This window comes from Cupriavidus necator, from assembly GCF_040578825.1.
Lineage (GTDB): Bacteria > Pseudomonadota > Gammaproteobacteria > Burkholderiales > Burkholderiaceae > Cupriavidus > Cupriavidus necator_E.
Genome location: NZ_JBEFLI010000025.1, coordinates 67,158 through 83,502, shown reverse-complemented (window position 1 = coordinate 83,502; position 16,345 = coordinate 67,158). Strand labels below are relative to the sequence as shown.

General features: G+C 67.2%; 14 protein-coding genes and 1 pseudogene. 1 reads left to right on the top strand and 14 read right to left on the bottom strand.

All coding sequences use genetic code 11. The features are described from left to right. From AB1I47_RS14805 to AB1I47_RS14750, 12 genes and pseudogenes are all read right to left on the bottom strand, one after another. A pseudogene (locus AB1I47_RS14805) lies at positions 1–149 on the bottom strand (ISL3 family transposase); the annotation flags it as partial. A gap of 154 nt (positions 150–303) precedes the next feature. Beyond that, positions 304–2,892: an ATP-dependent chaperone ClpB gene (gene clpB / locus AB1I47_RS14800; RefSeq protein ID WP_354684497.1), complete on the bottom strand. Its 2,589-nt coding sequence runs from the start codon at positions 2,890–2,892 to the stop codon at positions 304–306. 194 nt (positions 2,893–3,086) lie between these two features. Then, entirely contained in the window at positions 3,087–4,001 is a 915-nt protein-coding gene (locus tag AB1I47_RS14795) for a MaoC/PaaZ C-terminal domain-containing protein (RefSeq protein ID WP_354684496.1), read from the bottom strand. After that, positions 4,001–6,142, bottom strand: a complete 2,142-nt coding sequence (locus AB1I47_RS14790; protein WP_354684495.1) for a D-(-)-3-hydroxybutyrate oligomer hydrolase — start codon at positions 6,140–6,142, stop codon at positions 4,001–4,003. Before AB1I47_RS14790 ends, AB1I47_RS14795 begins: the two co-directional genes overlap by 1 nt. A 123-nt stretch (positions 6,143–6,265) precedes the next feature. Beyond that, a complete protein-coding gene (locus AB1I47_RS14785; RefSeq protein ID WP_354684494.1) occupies positions 6,266–7,810 on the bottom strand; it encodes an acyl-CoA synthetase in 1,545 nt (514 codons plus the stop codon). Positions 7,811–7,831: 21 nt separating this feature from the next. Then, entirely contained in the window at positions 7,832–8,908 is a 1,077-nt protein-coding gene (locus AB1I47_RS14780; RefSeq protein WP_354684493.1) for a branched-chain amino acid ABC transporter permease, read from the bottom strand. Positions 8,909–8,918: 10 nt separating this feature from the next. After that, a complete protein-coding gene (locus AB1I47_RS14775; RefSeq protein ID WP_354684492.1) occupies positions 8,919–9,944 on the bottom strand; it encodes a branched-chain amino acid ABC transporter permease in 1,026 nt (341 codons plus the stop codon). Between the two features lie 89 nt (positions 9,945–10,033). Further along, positions 10,034–10,774 (bottom strand): ABC transporter ATP-binding protein, encoded by a 741-nt coding sequence (locus AB1I47_RS14770; protein ID WP_354684491.1) that lies wholly within the window; start codon positions 10,772–10,774, stop codon positions 10,034–10,036. Further along, complete coding sequence (locus AB1I47_RS14765) at positions 10,767–11,528, bottom strand: ABC transporter ATP-binding protein (RefSeq protein ID WP_354684499.1); 762 nt, start codon at positions 11,526–11,528, stop codon at positions 10,767–10,769. The genes AB1I47_RS14770 and AB1I47_RS14765 overlap by 8 nt, the downstream gene beginning before the upstream one ends. A gap of 101 nt (positions 11,529–11,629) precedes the next feature. Next, entirely contained in the window at positions 11,630–12,817 is a 1,188-nt protein-coding gene (locus tag AB1I47_RS14760; RefSeq protein ID WP_354684490.1) for a substrate-binding domain-containing protein, read from the bottom strand. Between the two features lie 75 nt (positions 12,818–12,892). Then, positions 12,893–13,675 carry an enoyl-CoA hydratase/isomerase family protein gene (locus AB1I47_RS14755; RefSeq protein ID WP_354684489.1) on the bottom strand — a complete coding sequence of 261 codons (783 nt, stop codon included), beginning with the start codon at positions 13,673–13,675 and terminating at the stop codon, positions 12,893–12,895. Further along, on the bottom strand, positions 13,672–14,325 hold the full coding sequence (locus tag AB1I47_RS14750; protein WP_354684488.1) for a TetR/AcrR family transcriptional regulator: 654 nt from the start codon (positions 14,323–14,325) through the stop codon (positions 13,672–13,674). Before AB1I47_RS14750 ends, AB1I47_RS14755 begins: the two co-directional genes overlap by 4 nt. A 335-nt stretch (positions 14,326–14,660) precedes the next feature. On the opposite strand from AB1I47_RS14750, the gene AB1I47_RS14745 reads away from it, so the two are divergent. Beyond that, positions 14,661–15,479, top strand: coding sequence for an alpha/beta fold hydrolase (locus AB1I47_RS14745; RefSeq protein WP_354684487.1), 819 nt, complete (start codon positions 14,661–14,663; stop codon positions 15,477–15,479). On the opposite strand, the gene crcB is transcribed toward AB1I47_RS14745, so the two are convergent. Both crcB and moaE read right to left on the bottom strand, forming a co-directional pair. Next, the gene (crcB, locus tag AB1I47_RS14740; protein WP_354684486.1) at positions 15,447–15,827 is read right to left on the bottom strand and encodes a fluoride efflux transporter CrcB; all 381 of its coding nucleotides are present in this window, start codon (positions 15,825–15,827) and stop codon (positions 15,447–15,449) included. The genes AB1I47_RS14745 and crcB overlap by 33 nt on opposite strands. Then, complete coding sequence (gene moaE, locus AB1I47_RS14735; RefSeq protein WP_354684485.1) at positions 15,827–16,345, bottom strand: molybdopterin synthase catalytic subunit MoaE; 519 nt, start codon at positions 16,343–16,345, stop codon at positions 15,827–15,829. Before moaE ends, crcB begins: the two co-directional genes overlap by 1 nt.

Sequence of the window (16,345 nt, the reverse complement as noted above, 5' to 3'; positions counted from 1 at the left end):
CGCGCGCCACACTCCTCGCAATGCATGACCTTGCTGACCGGCTTCAAGTACAACGACAGCGTACGGCTCTCTCCCTCCGGCCATTCCACGCGCTCCAACCGGTAGCCCTTCCAGCAACCCAGTGCTTGCAGCGTCTTGCGATCCAGCACACATCCCCCTGATACCTGAAGAAACAGACATCAGCATACAAAATGTGCTCTTTCGGGCCACGGTTTTCTGCGAAGAACCGAAAAAAAGCCCCTGCGTTCTCGCGCAGGGGCTTTGGCTTCCATCGACCGCTTGTTTCAAGCCGTGCGGCAGGCCTTAATGCACCACCCGCCCAAACGAAAACTCCCCATCGACATAATCCACCGGCACCACGTCCTTGGCCGTGAACTTGCCCTCCAGGATCGCCCGTGCCACGGGGTTCTCGATCTGCTGCTGGATCGCACGCTTGAGCGGACGCGCGCCGAACACCGGGTCGTAGCCCGCGCTGGCGATCTTCTCCAGCGCCTGGTCGCTGACCTCCAGCGTCATGTCCATGCGGGCCAGGCGGGCCTGCAGGCGTTGCAGCTGGATGCGCGCGATCGACTCGATATGCTGCTGGTCGAGCGCGTGGAACACCACGACTTCATCGATCCGGTTCAGGAACTCCGGCCGGAAATGCGTGCGCACTTCCTGCCAGACCGCGCCCTTGATCGCTTCCTGCGGCTCGCCGGTCATCGCCTGGATGATCTGCGAACCCAGGTTGGACGTCATCACGATCACCGTGTTCTTGAAGTCCACCGTGCGGCCCTGGCCATCGGTCAGGCGGCCGTCGTCCAGCACCTGCAGCAGCACGTTGAAGACGTCCGGGTGGGCCTTCTCGACTTCATCGAGCAGCACCACGCTGTACGGCTTGCGGCGCACGGCCTCGGTCAGGTAGCCGCCTTCCTCGTAGCCCACGTATCCCGGCGGCGCGCCGATCAGGCGGCTGACGCTGTGCTTCTCCATGAATTCGCTCATGTCGATGCGGATCAGATGTTCTTCCGAATCGAACATGAACTCGGCCAGCGCCTTGCACAGCTCGGTCTTGCCGACGCCGGTCGGGCCCAGGAACAGGAACGAGCCATAGGGCCGGTTCTCGTCCGACAGCCCGGCGCGCGAGCGGCGGATGGCATCGGACACCAGCCGCACCGCTTCGTCCTGCCCCACCACGCGCCCATGCAGCCGCGCTTCCATCTTCAGCAGCTTCTCGCGCTCGCCCTGCATCATCTTGGACACAGGAATACCGGTCGCACGGCTCACCACTTCGGCGATTTCCTCCGCGCCCACCTGCGTGCGCAGCAGCTTGTTGGGCTGCTTCTGTTCGCTGGCTTCGGCATCGGTGGCGGCCTTGAGCTTGCCTTCCAGGCCCGGCAGCTTGCCGTATTGCAGCTCGGCCACCTTGTCCAGCTTGCCTTCGCGCTGCAGCTTGGTGATCTCGAGCTTGACCTTCTCGATCTCTTCCTTGAGTGCGGCCGTGCCCTGCGCGGCGCCCTTCTCGGCCTTCCAGATCTCGTCCAGGTCAGCGTATTCCTTCTCCAGGCGCGCGATCTCCTGCTCGATCAGGTCCAGGCGCTTGAGCGAAGCCTCGTCGGTCTCTTTCTTGACCGCTTCACGCTCGATCTTGAGCTGGATGGTACGGCGCTCGAGCTTGTCCATCGCCTCCGGCTTGGAGTCGATTTCCATCTTGATGCGCGCGGCAGCCTCGTCGATCAGGTCGATGGCCTTGTCGGGCAGGAAGCGGTCGGTGATATAGCGATGCGACAGCTCCGCCGCGGCGACGATGGCCGGGTCGGTGATCTCCACGCCGTGGTGCAGCTCATACTTTTCCTGCAGCCCGCGCAGGATGGCGATGGTCGCTTCCACCGTGGGCTCGTCCACCAGCACCTTCTGGAAGCGGCGCTCCAGCGCGGCATCCTTCTCGATGTACTTGCGGTATTCGTCCAGCGTGGTGGCGCCGATGCAGTGCAGCTCGCCGCGCGCCAGCGCCGGCTTGAGCATGTTGCCCGCGTCGATCGCGCCCTCGGCCTTGCCCGCGCCGACCATGGTGTGCAGCTCGTCGATAAAGACGATGGTCTGACCCTCGTCCTTGGCGATGTCGTTCAGCACGGCCTTCAGCCGTTCCTCGAACTCGCCGCGGTACTTGGCGCCGGCCAGCAGGCCGGCCATGTCGAGCACCAGCACGCGCTTGTTCTTCAGGCTCTCGGGCACTTCGCCGTTGACGATGCGCTGCGCCAGCCCTTCGACGATGGCGGTCTTTCCCACGCCGGGCTCGCCGATCAGCACCGGGTTGTTCTTGGTGCGGCGCTGCAGGATCTGGATCGCGCGGCGGATCTCGTCGTCGCGGCCGATCACGGGGTCCAGCTTGCCGATGCGCGCGCGCTCGGTGAGGTCGATGGTGTACTTCTTCAGCGCCTCGCGCTGGCCCTCGGCTTCGGCGCTGTTGACCGCGTCGCCGCCGCGCACGGCCTGGACCGCCGCTTCCAGCGACTTGCGGTTCAGGCCGTTCTCGCGCGCGATGCGGCCGGCCTCGCCCTTGTCGTCGGACACGGCCAGCAGGAACAGTTCGCTGGCGATGAACTGGTCGCCGCGCTTGATGGCTTCCTTCTCGGTGGCGTTGAACAGGTTGACCAGGTCGCGGCCGATCTGGACCTCGCTGGTGCCCTGCACTTGCGGCAGGCGCTTGATGGCGGCATCCAGCGCCGTCTGCAGGCCCTGCACGTTGACGCCGGCGCGCGACAACAGCGCCTTGGCGGCGCCGTCGTCCTGTGCCAGCAGCGCGCGCAGCAGGTGCTGCGGCTCGATGTACTGGTTATCGTTGCCCAGTGCCAGGCTTTGCGCATCGGCCAGCGCTTCCTGGAACCGTGTGGTCAGTTTGTCAAGACGCATAGGAATCCCTCTCTCGGATAAGGTACGTGTCCTGATGCGGGCCGTTGGCTCCGGTCTTTACTGCCGGAGCGCCCGTATGCCCTGCCGGACACTGGATGTCTTACCGAAAGATAAGGCTTTGCCGCGACATTTCAAGGCCGCGATCGGATTCCTTGCGATGGCGCGCGAGTGCAGCAAGCGCTACGCCCGCGGTGCTACGCGGCCCGGCTTTCGTCGTTGTCCTGGCCCATGCCTTCGCCCTTGTCTTCTAGATTGCGCACCAGCACCAGCGATTCGCCATGCACCACCACGCGCCCGTCGGCGCCGGTGACCATGCTGGCCAGGTTGACCAGGTCCTTGCCGGCGCGCAGCCGCACGATGCGCACGCGCGCGGTCAGCGGTTCGTCCAGCCGCGCGGCCGAGGCCAGGCGCAGCGACTGCTTCATCCAGCCGGTGCCGCGCCCGGGCAACTGCGTGCCGAGCAGGTCCGAGAACATGCCGGCCAGCAGCGGCAGCGGCACCACCTGCCCGGCGAAGCCATGCGCGCGGGCGAAGGCGGGATCGGCGTGGTAAGGGTTGGCATCGCCGGTCAGGTCGATGTACTCCTCCAGATCGGCAAGCGAGAAAGCCCGGACCGCGCTGGCTTGCTGGCCGGGGCGCAGGCGATACAGCGCGGCGTCGCCGGCGCCTTCCGGCGCCGCCTCAGCCTCGGGCGGCAAGGCGGCGATCCGCTGCGGCGCCGCGTCCGGCAGCCACAGCGACGCGCCGACCGCCGTGGCCCGCCCTGCCTCACTCACCTCTTCATCCACCGCACTGCTCACCGTGGTGCCGTAGCCCGCCAGTCCGACCGGCACCGCCGCCGGCCCCAGCGCGATCCGCACCGCGTCGCCGACAAAGGCCGGCGACGGGAACATCAGCGTCTGCCCCACCGGCAGCGCCGGCGCGCGCAACTGCCGCCAGGTATGGGCGCACAGCAGCGAAAACAAGAACATGCCGTGCGCCACCGTGGCACCGAAATGCGTGCCACGGGCAAAGGCCGGATCGCAGTGGATCGGGTTATCGTCGCGCGACAACGCCGCGAAGCGGTCGAAGTCGCGCTGGGTCAGTACACGCGGCGCAGCGTCGGTCATCAGTCAGGCACCTGTACGGTCGAAGCGGTCACGGTAATCGCGTTGCCCGGTACGGGCGTGGCGGCGAAAGGCGGCACGTTGGACGGCTGCAGCGCGGGCGCGGTGGTGGTATTGGTGCTGCCGCCACGCGGCGTGGTGCGCACCACCTGCGACGGCGGCAGCGGCTTGCCGGCGGTCAGGTTGTCGTAGACCGCGTCCAGCGCCCGGTTCAGGTAGACATGCAGCGGCACGTAGCGGTTGCTGTAGCCGGGGAACACCGCGATAAAGGCATCGAAGTGCTGCGCGTTCTCCACCTCCACATACGACAGCTTGCTGGTCAGGCCCTCCTTCTGGCGGTTCAGCCCAAGGTATGGCCGCGAGGTATGGTTGACCGGCAGCAGCGCATCGCTGCGCCCATGCACGATCACCGTCGGCTTGCCGCGCAGGTTGCCGTCGCGCAGCGTCTGCGCCTGCCCTGCCTGTAAGGCCAGCGCGGCGCCGTCCGAGCCCGTCAGCAGCCGGCGCAGGCAATCGGCACCGTCGAAGTTGACGTCGGCGCGCAGCGTCGACGCGGAGACCGACGGCAGGTTCAGGTACGGGCCATGTTGCGGGTCGCGGTCGTTGATCAGCTGCACCGCGCCCGGCTGCGGCGGGATGCCGTTGCCGGTGGCAAACATCGACGCCAGCACCGCCGGCGCGATCGCCGCCGGCTTCAGGTCGGCCAGCGTGTTGGCAAAGCTGTAGCCGCACAGGCGATCGGTCACGCTGGCCCGCGCATAAGCGTTGGCATAAGTGACGGAGATCGCGGCCGCGGTGTCGGCCGCCGCCAGCGACGGATGCAGCGCGTCGGAATCCGCCTCCCAACCCGCTTCGCGCAGCGCCTGCAGCGCGCTGGCGGCCTGGTCCGCCAGCGTCGCGCCGGTGATCAGGCCGCGTTCGGCCAGCGTCGTGCAGCGGTTGGCAAAGAAGGTATTGCTGGCGAACAGCGGTGCCTGCGACAGCGCCGTGGCCTGTCCCGCGCAGTGCTGGAGCAGATTGGCCGTGGTGGTGTAGTCGTAGAGCGTGCGGCCTGAGGCGAGCACCGGACTGCCGCCACGCTGGACCACGATGCCCGTGTTGGGCGGCATGTTCAGGTTGGGCTCGCCCACCGCGACGCCGTCGATCAGCCCGCCGGTATCCTGCTCGGCCGCCGCTACCGCGGCGCCGCCACCGTTGGACACGCTCGACGCGATCACTACGATCTTGTCGTGGTCGAGCGTGCGCTGGCGCGTGCCGTTATCGGACACCGAGCCAAAGCGGTCATTGATCGCCCAGATCGCGAACTCGATCGCCTGCAGCGTAAACTTGCCCCAGTCCTTTTCCGGGTTGCGCTGCGAATGCGCATGCTTGAACGCGAGCCGGTGCGGATTGGCGGCGGTGAAGTCGGACAGCGACACCTCCCCCGGCGGCGCGGCAAAATGCGCGTTCTTGCCCGCCGCGGCGCGCGTGGTGCGGGTGCCGTCGATCAGCGGCACGGTGTCGGTATCGAGGTCATGCGGCGCCGCCCCGGTGCCCTTGTCGGTATAGGCCACCGCGCAGCCGCGCTTCAGTCCCCATTCGCCGGTGGCGATCGCGCCATAGACGCCGCGCGAGCCCGACGAGGTCGCGGTGATCAGGCATGGCTTCGACGTGTTGAACGTGGTGGGGATCTGCACCAGCATGGTCACGTTCTGCTGGCCCGAGCCATCGTCCGAATACGCCAGGTATTCGACGCCGGCAACCTTGCCTTCCGAGCCGGTGACATTGCCCTGCGCATCGACATTGGGACCGTACAGCGAGCCATAGCCGCCGCCTGCGGTGGTATCGACGATGGCGCGGTAGTTGGCGTAGATCGCATAGCGCCGCAGCTCGGCCGCGGTCGGCGCGGTCGGGTTGGCCGGCAGTGGCGCCGAACTGCTGGCCAGCCCGTCCTTGCCCAGGCCACCGGTCAGCAGGTCGTCGGTGGTGCCGTCGTACGAGTTGATGGTCACCGCGCCGATATAGGCGGGCTTGGTGTTGGGGTTGCTGCCGTGGTGGTTGTCGCCGCCCGAACCGCAGGCGGCAACCAGCATCGCTGCGGCGGCCACCATCCATGTCTGCCCCAGGCGGCGTAGCCGCACCGGCGATTTCTGCTTGGTAAGCATGTCACCCTCCTTCTGTCGCCCCGCGTCGGGGGCTGTCGAGACGTACGTCACTGGAAGACTGCGAAGACTGCGAAACGCTGGCAATGCGAAAACACGGAAACGACCGTTGCGATGCGGCTGGCCTCAGCCGGAAAACTGCGCGCGCAGCTTGTGCTTCTCGACCTTGCCGGACGGTGTGCGCGGCAGCGCGTCAAGAAAGCGCACGTGGCGCGGCACCTTGTAGCCGGCCAGCACCGCCTTGCAGTGCGCGATGATCTGCGTTTCATCCAGTGAAGCGCCGGCGCGCGGCACCACCAGCGCCATGCCCACTTCGCCCCAGCGCGCGTCCGGCATGCCGATCACGGCGGCCTCGGCCACGCCGGGAAGCTGGAACAGCGCGTTTTCGACCTCGGCCGGATAGACGTTCTCGCCGCCGGAGATAAACATGTCCTTGGCGCGATCGATGATGTAGTAGTCGCCTTCTTCGTCGCGGTAGGCGATGTCGCCCGAATGCAGCCAGCCATCGCGGATCGCGGCGGCGGTCACTTCCGGCAGGTTCCAGTAGCCTGGCGTCACGCCCGGCCCTTTGATCAGCAGCTCGCCGCGCTCGCCGGGACCGACGTCCACGCCGAGCGCATCGACGATGCGCGTCAGCATGGAACCCACCGGCTTGCCGATGGTGCCGATCTTGCGGCGCGCGGTTTCCTCGTCGCAGACAAAGACCGTGGGGCCGGTTTCCGTCATGCCGAAACCGAAGCAGATGGTCACGCCCTTGGCCAGGTAGGTTTCCAGCAGCGGCCTGGGCACCGGCGAGCCGCCCGCGGACATATTGCGCACGCCGGAGAAATCCGCCTGCGCGAAGCCCGGGTGCTGGCTCAGGAACAGGTAGACCGCCGGCACCGCGAAGAACATGGTGATGCCCTGGCCGGAAGCGCGGTCGAGCTTGCCGAGCACGACCTGCGGGTCGAACTGGCGCATGATGTGCACGGTGCCCCCGGCGTGCAGCACGGGATTGGCGTACAGGTTGAGGCCGCCGGTGTGGAAGAACGGCAGCACGTTGAGGAACACGTCGTCGCGCGTGATCTTGTTCGCCAGCATGGCATTGACGGCGTTGAAGAACACCATGCCGTAGGTCTGGATCACGCCCTTGGGCTTGCCCGTGGTGCCGGAGGTATAGAGAAGGTGCCACACTTCGGACTCGTCGCGGCACGGCATTTCGATGATGCGGCCCGAGGCGGCGTCGAGCACCGCCTCGTATTCGGTCCAGCCGCCGGGCACGTCGGCGGCCTCGTCGTCGGCCAGGTGCAGCAACGCGCGCAGCGGCACGGCGCGCGCGAGTTCCGCCGCGACGGCGAGAAAACCGTCGCCGGCCACCAGCACCTCAGGCGTGCAGTCCTGCAGGATCGGCAGCAGCTCGGCCGCGGGCAGGCGCCAGTTCAGGCACACCATCACCATGCCGGCCTTGGCGCAGCCGTACAGCATCTCGAAGTAGTCGGAGCTGTTATGCGCCAGCACCGCCACGCGCGCGCCGGGCGCAAGCTGCAAGTGGTCGCGCAGGTATTCGGCGAAGCGGCTGGCGCGTTCGTCGAAGCGGCGATAGGTGACATGGCGGCCGCTCTCGACGTCCACCAGCGCGACCTTGTCGGGATAGTGCTGCGCGTTCTTGTGCAGCCAGTCGATGACGTACATGTTGCCCGCCTCCTCAGGACTTCACGTTGCCACGTCCCGCACGGCATCATTGCCGCGCAGCCGTCCCACGACTCCCTGAGGGAAATAGTAGACGCTCAGGATAAACAGCAGGCCCAGCCACAGCAGCCAGCGGTCCGGGTGCAGCAGCGACGACAGCAGCGGCAGCGCCGCGGTGGCGTCGCTGGCAAGTTTCATCACGTCCTGCAGATAGGTCTGCGCCACCAGGAACAGCACCGTGCCGATCACGGCGCCGTAGATCGTTCCCATGCCGCCGATCACCACGATCAGCAGGATATCGACCATGATCTCGAACGACAGCGAGGTATCGGGCCCGTTATAGCGCAGCCACAGCGCCATCAGCACGCCGGCCAATGTGGCGAACATCGCCGACAGCACCGTCGACACCGTGCGGTAGACCACGGTGCGGTAGCCGATGGCCTCCGCACGGAAGTCGTTTTCGCGGATGGCCTGCAGCACGCGGCCGAAGGGCGAGTTGACGATGCGCAGCAGCACCAGGAACAGCACCAGCGCGCCCGCGAACACAAGGTAGTAGCTCAGCAGCTTGCCGGTCAGCGGCACGCCCAGCCACTCCATCTCGCCGAGCGAGAACCCGGGGCGCAGTACCTCCGGCACCTTGAAGGTCAGCCCGTCCTCGCCGCCGGTCCATTCCGACAGTTGCGACACCAGCGTGGCGAAGGCTGTTGCCACCGCCAGCGTGATCATCGCGAAAAAGATCGCGCGCACGCGCAGCGAGAACAGGCCGATCAGGAACGCGAGCAGCGCCGAGATTGCCAGCGCGCCGACGGTGCCGGCCAGCAATGCGCCCCAACCCGGCTCCATGCGCGACATGGCGATCGCCACGCCATAGCCGCCGATGCCGAAGAACATGGTGTGCGCAAACGAGACGATGCCGGTGTAGCCGAGCAGCAGGTCATAGCTGGCCACCAGCACGACGAAGATGCAGATCTTGGCGGCCATGTTCAGCGCGCGCGCGCCGGGGAAAGCGAACGGTGCGCAGGCCAGCGCTACCAGGATCACCAGCAGGATCACGGTCAGCACACGGCTGCGCGGCAGGTCGCCGGAGAAGAGTCGGATCATGGTGTAGTCCTCAGCGCCGCGCCACCGGGAACAGCCCTTGGGGGCGCCACAGCAGGATCAGCATCATCAGCAGGATATTGGAGAACAGAGCCACCTTCGGGAACAGGAAGCCGGTGTAGTTGGCCATCAGCCCTACCAGCAGCGCCCCGACAAAGCAGCCAGTGGTTGAGCCCAGGCCGCCGATGATGATGACGATAAAAATCAGCACGTTCACCTGCGCCCCGATGGCCGCGGTGATGTTCTGCTGGTACAGGCCCCACAGCACGCCGCCCAGTCCGGCCAGGCCGGCACCCACGACAAACACGCCGATAAACAGACGTCGGATGCGATAGCCCAGTGCCTCGACCATCTCGCGGTTCTCCACACCGGCGCGGATCAGCAGGCCGATGCGGGTGCGGTTGAGCAGCAGCAGCATCGCGATGAAGATCACCAGGCCCAGTGCCATGGCGATCAGGCGGTATTTCTCGATGGCGGCATCGCCCAGCAGCACCGCGCCGCGGAAGGTGGTGGGGACCTGCAGCGCGATGGTTTCGGGGCCCCAGATCGCCTTGATCAGTTGCTCGGCGACGATCATGCCGCCCATGGTGATCAGGATCTGCTTCAGGTGCTGGCCATAGACGGGGCGGACTACCACGCGCTCGAAGAAGAGCCCGACGGCGCCGGCGGCCACCATCGCGGCCGCGATCGCCAGTGCAAATACTGACAGGTTCAACGCGAGACTGTCCGCCTCGACCCAGCCCGCCAGTGGCAGCAGCACCGAGGCCGCGACGTAGGCGCCGAGTGCGATGAAGGCGCCGTGGCCGAAGTTGAGGACGTCCATCAGGCCGAAGACCAGCGTCAGCCCCGACGAGACTACGAAGATGATCATGCCCATGGCAAGGCCGGCGATGGTGAGCGTCAGCCAGGTCGAGGGGCTGCCGACCAGCGGGTAGGCCAGCAGCATCAGCAGCGGCGCCAGCGCCAGCGGGGTCCAGTCGACGCGGACCTTGGGCAGGTCAGCCGGGGCGGTGCTTGGTAGTGTTGTTGATGTTGTCATGTGTCTCGTCCCTGCGATGACATATCGTCCCGCGATTGGGTACTCCCTCTCCGCTTGCGGGAGAGGGGAGCAAACAATCGGTTTCGGTATTACTGATGCGCCGCCAGCGACAACCCCAGCAGCTTCTGCTGCAGCCCCTCATCCCCGGCCAGCGCCGCCATCAACCCCGTATGCACCGTCCGCCCGTCATCCATCACCGCCACCGTATCCCCCACCGACTTCGCCATATTGAAGTTCTGCTCCACCAGCAGGATCGACACCTCGGTCTGCTTCAGTTCGCGGAACACATGGATCATGTTCTGGATAATCGCTGGCGCCAGCCCCTTGGTCGGCTCATCGACGATCAGCAGCTTGCGCGGCTCTATGATGGCGCGCGCCACCGACAGCATCTGCTTCTGCCCGCCCGACAGCACGCCGGCGCGCTGTTGCCAGAAGGTCTTCAGCGCGGGAAACATCCGGAACACCCAGTCCAGCCGCCGCTCGTCGATGGAGCCGGTGCGCGCGGCGAGGCGCATGTTCTCCGCCACGGTCAGGTCGGAGAACACACTCATGTTCTCCGGCACATAGGCAATGCCCGCCTGCGCGATCGCGGGCGTGCTGTGGCGCGTGATGTCGGTGCCGTCGAACGTCACCGTGCCGGCGCTGGCCTGCCACAGTCCCATGATGGTGCGCAGCGTCGTGGTCTTGCCCGCGCCGTTGCGCCCGAGCAGCATCGTCACGCCGCCGCGCGGCACGTCGAAGCTGACGCCGTGCAGGATGTGGTACGGGCCGATATGGGTCTGCACGCCGTGCAGCCGCAGGATCGGCGTTGCGTGCTGTGCCTCAGCCATGGGTGCCCTCCTCCTCCGCCATGCCCAGGTAAGCCTGCTGCACCACCGGCGAGGCAATCACCTCGGCCGGATCGCCGTCGGCCACCAGCGTGCCGTTATGCAGCACGATGATGCGGTCGGCCAGCGAGCGCACCACGTCCATCTTGTGCTCGACCAGCAGCACGGTCTTGCTGCGGTCCTGGCGGATCTCGCGGATCAGGTCGAGGATCACCGGCACCTCGTCCACGCTCATGCCCGCGGTAGGCTCATCGAACATGAACACGCGCGGCTGCAGCGCCAGCAGGATGCCCACCTCCAGCTTGCGCTGGTCGCCGTGCGGCAGCGAGGCCACCGCCAGATGCTGCTTGCCCGCCAGCGCCACGCGCTCGAGGATCGCCAAGGCCTGCGCGCGCACGTCGCGATGGCTGCTCCACATCGAGAACAGGTCGATGCCGCGCTGCTGCCGCGCCTGCACCGCCAGGCGCACGTTCTCCAGCACGGAAAGCTGCGGGAACAGGCTGGTGAGCTGGAAAGCCCGGCCGATGCCGCGCCGGGTCTTCTGCGATACCGGCAGGCGCGTCACGTCATCGCCATCGAGCAGGACCTGCCCTGCCGTGGGCGGCAACTGCCCCGAGATCAGGTTGAAGTACGTGGTCTTGCCGGCGCCGTTGGGACCGACGATGCAGGTCAGCTCGCCGGGCCGGAACGCGCACGACACCGCATTGACGGCGACATGGCCGCCGAAGCGGATGGTCAGCTCGCGCGTTTCCAGCAGCGGCGGCGCGCCGGGCGCGGCGGCAGCATTGCCGCGGTGGCCGGCTGGCTGCTGCGGCTGCGGCACCGCCGCGGCCCTGGCGGAAGAGGCTGGCGCGTCCATCAGCGGCGGTTGCGCACGGGCACGTTCATTTCTTCGGGCTTGATCTCGCGCACGAGCTCAGGCACGCCCCAGGCGAAGGCCGGATCCACCTTGATCTTGAAGTGGTACATCGACTGCATCGCCTGGTGGTCTTCCTTGCGGAAGATCATCTTGCCCTTGGGCGTGTCGAACGACATGCCTTCCATCGCCGTGATCAGCCTGTCGGTGCCGGTATCGCCATTGGTCTTCTTCAGCGCCTCAACCAGCGCGATGCCCGCGGTCATGCCGCCGGCGGTGAAGAAATCAGGCGGCGACTTGAACTTGCTGTAGTGGTTGGACACCAGCCACTCGTTGGCCTTGTTCTTCGGGATGCCGAAGTAGTAGTACGTGGCCCCTTCCATGCCGGGGAAGTTCTTGTAGCTGGTCATCGCCGGCAGGATGTTGCCGCCGGTGGCGATCTCGATGCCGTAGCGCCTGGGATCGAGGTCGGCGATCTTGAACGGGTTGCCGGCGCCGGCCCAGATGATGAAGATCACCTTGCGTCCCGGCTTGTCCTTGAGCGCATCGAACAGCCGCTGCGCGCCGGCGGTAAAGTCCGTGGTGTTGGTCGGCAAGTATTCCTCATGGACGATCTTCGCGTTCTTCAGCGCGCCCTTGAACGCCTTGACGCCGTCGCGGCCGAAGGCGTAGTCCTGCGCCAGCGTGGCGATGGTCACGCCGGGCTTGTCCAGTGCCACCGCGTTGGAGATCGCGTCCTGCGAAGAATTGCGGCCGGTGCGGAAAATATAGCGGTTCCACTTGTCGCCGGTGATGGAGTCGGCCACGGCGGGTTCGACCAGCAGCACCTTCTTGTATTCCTCGGCCACCGGCAGCATCGCCAGCGCGGTGCCGGAAGAGGTCGGGCCGACCGCGATATCGGCACGGTCGTCGCTGTAGGCTGCCGCCAGCTGGGCCTTGGCCACGTCGGGCTTGCCCTGGGTGTCCTTCTCGATCACCACCAGCTTGTTGCCGTTGACGGTCATGGTGCCGTTGGTGGCGTATTCCAGCCCCATCATCAGGCCGGTCTGGGTCTGCTTGGCGTAGGCCTCGAGCGCGCCGGTCTTGTCGTAGACGTGGGCGATGCGGATGTCCCTGGCCAGCGCAGCGCCGGCGGCGAGCAGGCCGGCGGCCATGACCAGGGCGCGTACGGCGTGGGTGTTGCGTTGCATTGCTGTCTCCTCGGTTTGGTCTCGTTTGTGTTTGTAGAGCTGAAACCTGCTGCAACTGCGTGGGGTGTTGCCGCGCTATTCGCGCGCGCGGCCGGCAAGGAAACGCCGCATGCCTGCAGCGGTTTCGGCAGTGGCCACCTGCGCGACGAAGGCCGCGCGTTCGCGCTCCAGTGCCGCGGCCAGCGCGTCGGCGTCCCAGCGCAGCAATGCGCGCGTATGCGCGACGCTGCCGGGCACCTTGGCTGCGATGCCGCGTGCCAGCGCGATCGCGTCGGCCTCGGCCGAGCCCGGCGCCGCCAGCGCGGCGGCGATGCCGTGCGCGGCCGCCTCCGGCGCGGCCACGATCGTATTGTTCAGTTGCCACGCGCGCGCCCGCGGCGTGCCGACGATCTGCGGCAGCATCGCGGTCCAGCCGCCGTCGGGGCTGAAGCCCACCACCGTGTAGAACGGCGCGACGCGCGCATCGTGCGCCAGCACCGCGATGTCGCACGCCAGCACCAGGCCGAGCGAGCCGCCGGTGAGCCAGCCTTCCACCGCCGCCACCACCGGGCAGCGCAGCGCGGCCAGGCGCAGGATCGACCGGTTCAGCAGCGCCAGCAGCCGGGCCGCATATTTTGCAATCCCATCACCCTGCTCGGCAAAGGCGGCCACATCGCCGCCGGTGGAGAAGTTCGGTCCGGCATGGGTCAGTACCGCCGCGCGGATCGACGAGTCGGCCTCGATCTCGTCCAGCGCGCCGAGCAGCGCCTGCAGCAACTCCGGCACCAGGCTGTTGTGCCGCTGCGGCCGGTTCAGGCGCAGCAGCGCCACGCCGTCGGCGCGCTCCAGCAGGACCAGCGGCTCGGCGTGCGCGTTCATCGCGGCTGCAGGCCGTGCGAGATCAGGTCGAAGGCGGTATCGACCACCTTCTCCATGGAAGCGGGACGCTTCCAGCGCGCATAGCGCATGCCGAGGAAGTTGCTGATGCCGATCAGGCACCACGCGCGCACCTCGGCATCGCCGGGAACGATCTCGCCCTGCTCTTCGGCGCGCGTCAGGCGCCGGCTGTAGAGCTCGGCAAAGACCTGGAAGTAGCTGCTGTAGATGGTTTCGTCGACCGAGTAGGAATCGAGCACGATCCGGTACAGGTTCTTGTGGCGCGAAACGAAAGAGAGGAAGGCCTTCAGGCCGAGGCGCTCGGCCTCCAGCTGGCTGGCGGCATTGGCCACGTGCTTGCGCAGGTGCGCGCGCACCAGCTCCAGCATATGGGCGACCAGCGCGCGGAAGATGTCTTCCTTGTCCTTGAAGTACAGGTAGAAGGTGCCCATCGCCACCTTGGCTTCCTGCGTGATTTCGGAGATCGATGCGGCGTAGTAGCCCTTCTCGCCGAACACTTTCTCGGCGGCGCGCAGCAGGGCTTCGCGGGTCTTCTGGCCGCGCGCGGTCTTGGGCGGGCAGATGGCGCCGGCCAGGCCGGGTTGGCGGACTTCGCCAGTCTCGCCGGCTTCGCCAGTTTCTGGTTGGGACATCTTGTCTCCGGTGGCGCTGCGCGCCTTGTCGTTTTGGAACGCCAGCCCTGCTTCATGTCCTTCGGGCGGCAGATCGCGCTTGCCGCAGGCGCCTCCTCCGCACCTGCCTCCGCCCTTGCATCCGTATCAGGCAATACCTGATATCTGATTCATGTTTCATCGTATAAATTGACCACCATGGATGTCAATAGAGGGGCACCCTCCCTCCGTGGCATTCACGCCGCTCCCTACCTTGCCCCAGCAGAGACACGTCGTTGCACGCTTCCGATCCGCTACACCCGCCCTTTGCAAGCCAATTTGCCAGCCAATTCGCCTGTCATCCGGCGCGCGGCGCCTTGCCCGGCTGGCGCGAAGCCGGCCAGGGACGGCCGCTGCTGTTGCTGCACGGCTGGTCAGTCAATGGCGAGGCCTTCGACGGCCAGCGCGCGCTGGCGCTGGGGGGATTCCGCGTGATCGCGCCCGACCATGCCGGCCACGGCCTGTCGCGGCATCGCGCCGGCGGCACCATTGCCGCGCTGGCGCAGGACGTCGCGGGCCTGGTCGCGCACCTTGCGCTGACCGATGTGGTGGTCGTGGGTTGGTCGATGGGGGCGATGGTGGCATGGACGCTGCTGCGCGACCATCCGGATCTGCCGCTGGCGGCGGTCGGCAGCATCGACATGACGCCCCGGCTGGTCACGGATGCTGGCTGGCCGCATGGCCTGCACGGCCACTACGACATCGCGCACGCCGTACAGATGGCGGCGTGCATCCGCGCCGACTGGCCGCGGCTGGCGCCGTCGGTCGCGCTGGGATTGTGGGCGGTGGGACGCCGCCCGGACAGCGCCGCGATGCAGCGCATTGCGCACATGGCGCAACAGTGCGATCCGGCCACGCTGGCCGCGTTATGGGAGGACATGGCGCGGCAGGATTTCCGCGCGGCGCTGCAGGCGGCGACACTGCCGCTGTTCCACCTCTATGGCGAAGCCAGCCGCTTGTATGCGCCTGCGGTGGGCGCCGCCATCCGGGCATTGCAGCCGGCGGCAGGATTCGGCGTGGTGGCCGGGGCCGGCCACAGCCCGCATATGGAGCAGCCGCAGGCGTTCAATGCCGCGCTGCTGGCACTGATCGGCCAGGCGCGGTCAGGCCAGCACGCGGTAAGTCCACAGCCCTAGCGCGGTCAGCAGCAACGAGCCGCCCAGGTGCAGCAGCAAATGCATCGCCGCCCAGCCGTAGTCGCCGGCGATCAGGTTCGCCACCACTTCGCTGGAAAAGGTCGAGAACGTGGTCAGGCCGCCGAGAAAGCCAGTGACGGCCAGCAGGCGCCATTCCGGCGGCAGCGCGGCATGGGTATCGAAGAAGCCCACCGCCAGCCCGATCAGGTAGCCGCCCAGCAGGTTCGCGGCCAGCGTGCCGTACGGCATGGCCGGGTTGATCGCGTTCCACAGCACCGAGAAGCCCCAGCGCAGCCATGCGCCCACCGCGGCCCCCACGCCGACGGCGGCAAACCCGAGCGGCCCCATCAGGACCGGCTCCCGCCGTCGCTTCCCTCCGCTTGCTGCACGTCCTCGCCGCTGGCGTTGAACGACGCGATGCCCCAGCGCTTGAGCGCGGCTTCGTCGGTGACGCGGGCATCGACCCAGCGCGCGCCTTCGGGGGTTTCTTCCTTCTTCCAGAACGGCGCCTCGGACTTCAGGTAGTCCATGATGAACTCGCAAGCGGCAAACGCATTGCCGCGATGCGCCGACGCCACCGCCACCAGCACGATCTGGTCCTGCGGCATCAGCGGACCGACGCGATGGATGATGGTCACGCCCAGCAGCGCCCAGCGCGCGCACGCCGCGGCCTCAATCTGCGCCAGCGCCTTCTCGGTCATGCCCGGGTAGTGCTCAAGCTCCATCGCGCTGACGGCGCTGCCTTCGCTGACATCGCGCACGGTGCCGATAAAGCTGGCGACCGCGCCGACTGCCGGATTGCCGGCACGCAGCGCCGCCACCTCTGCACCCAGGTCGAAATCCCCGCGCTGTACCCTGACGCTCAT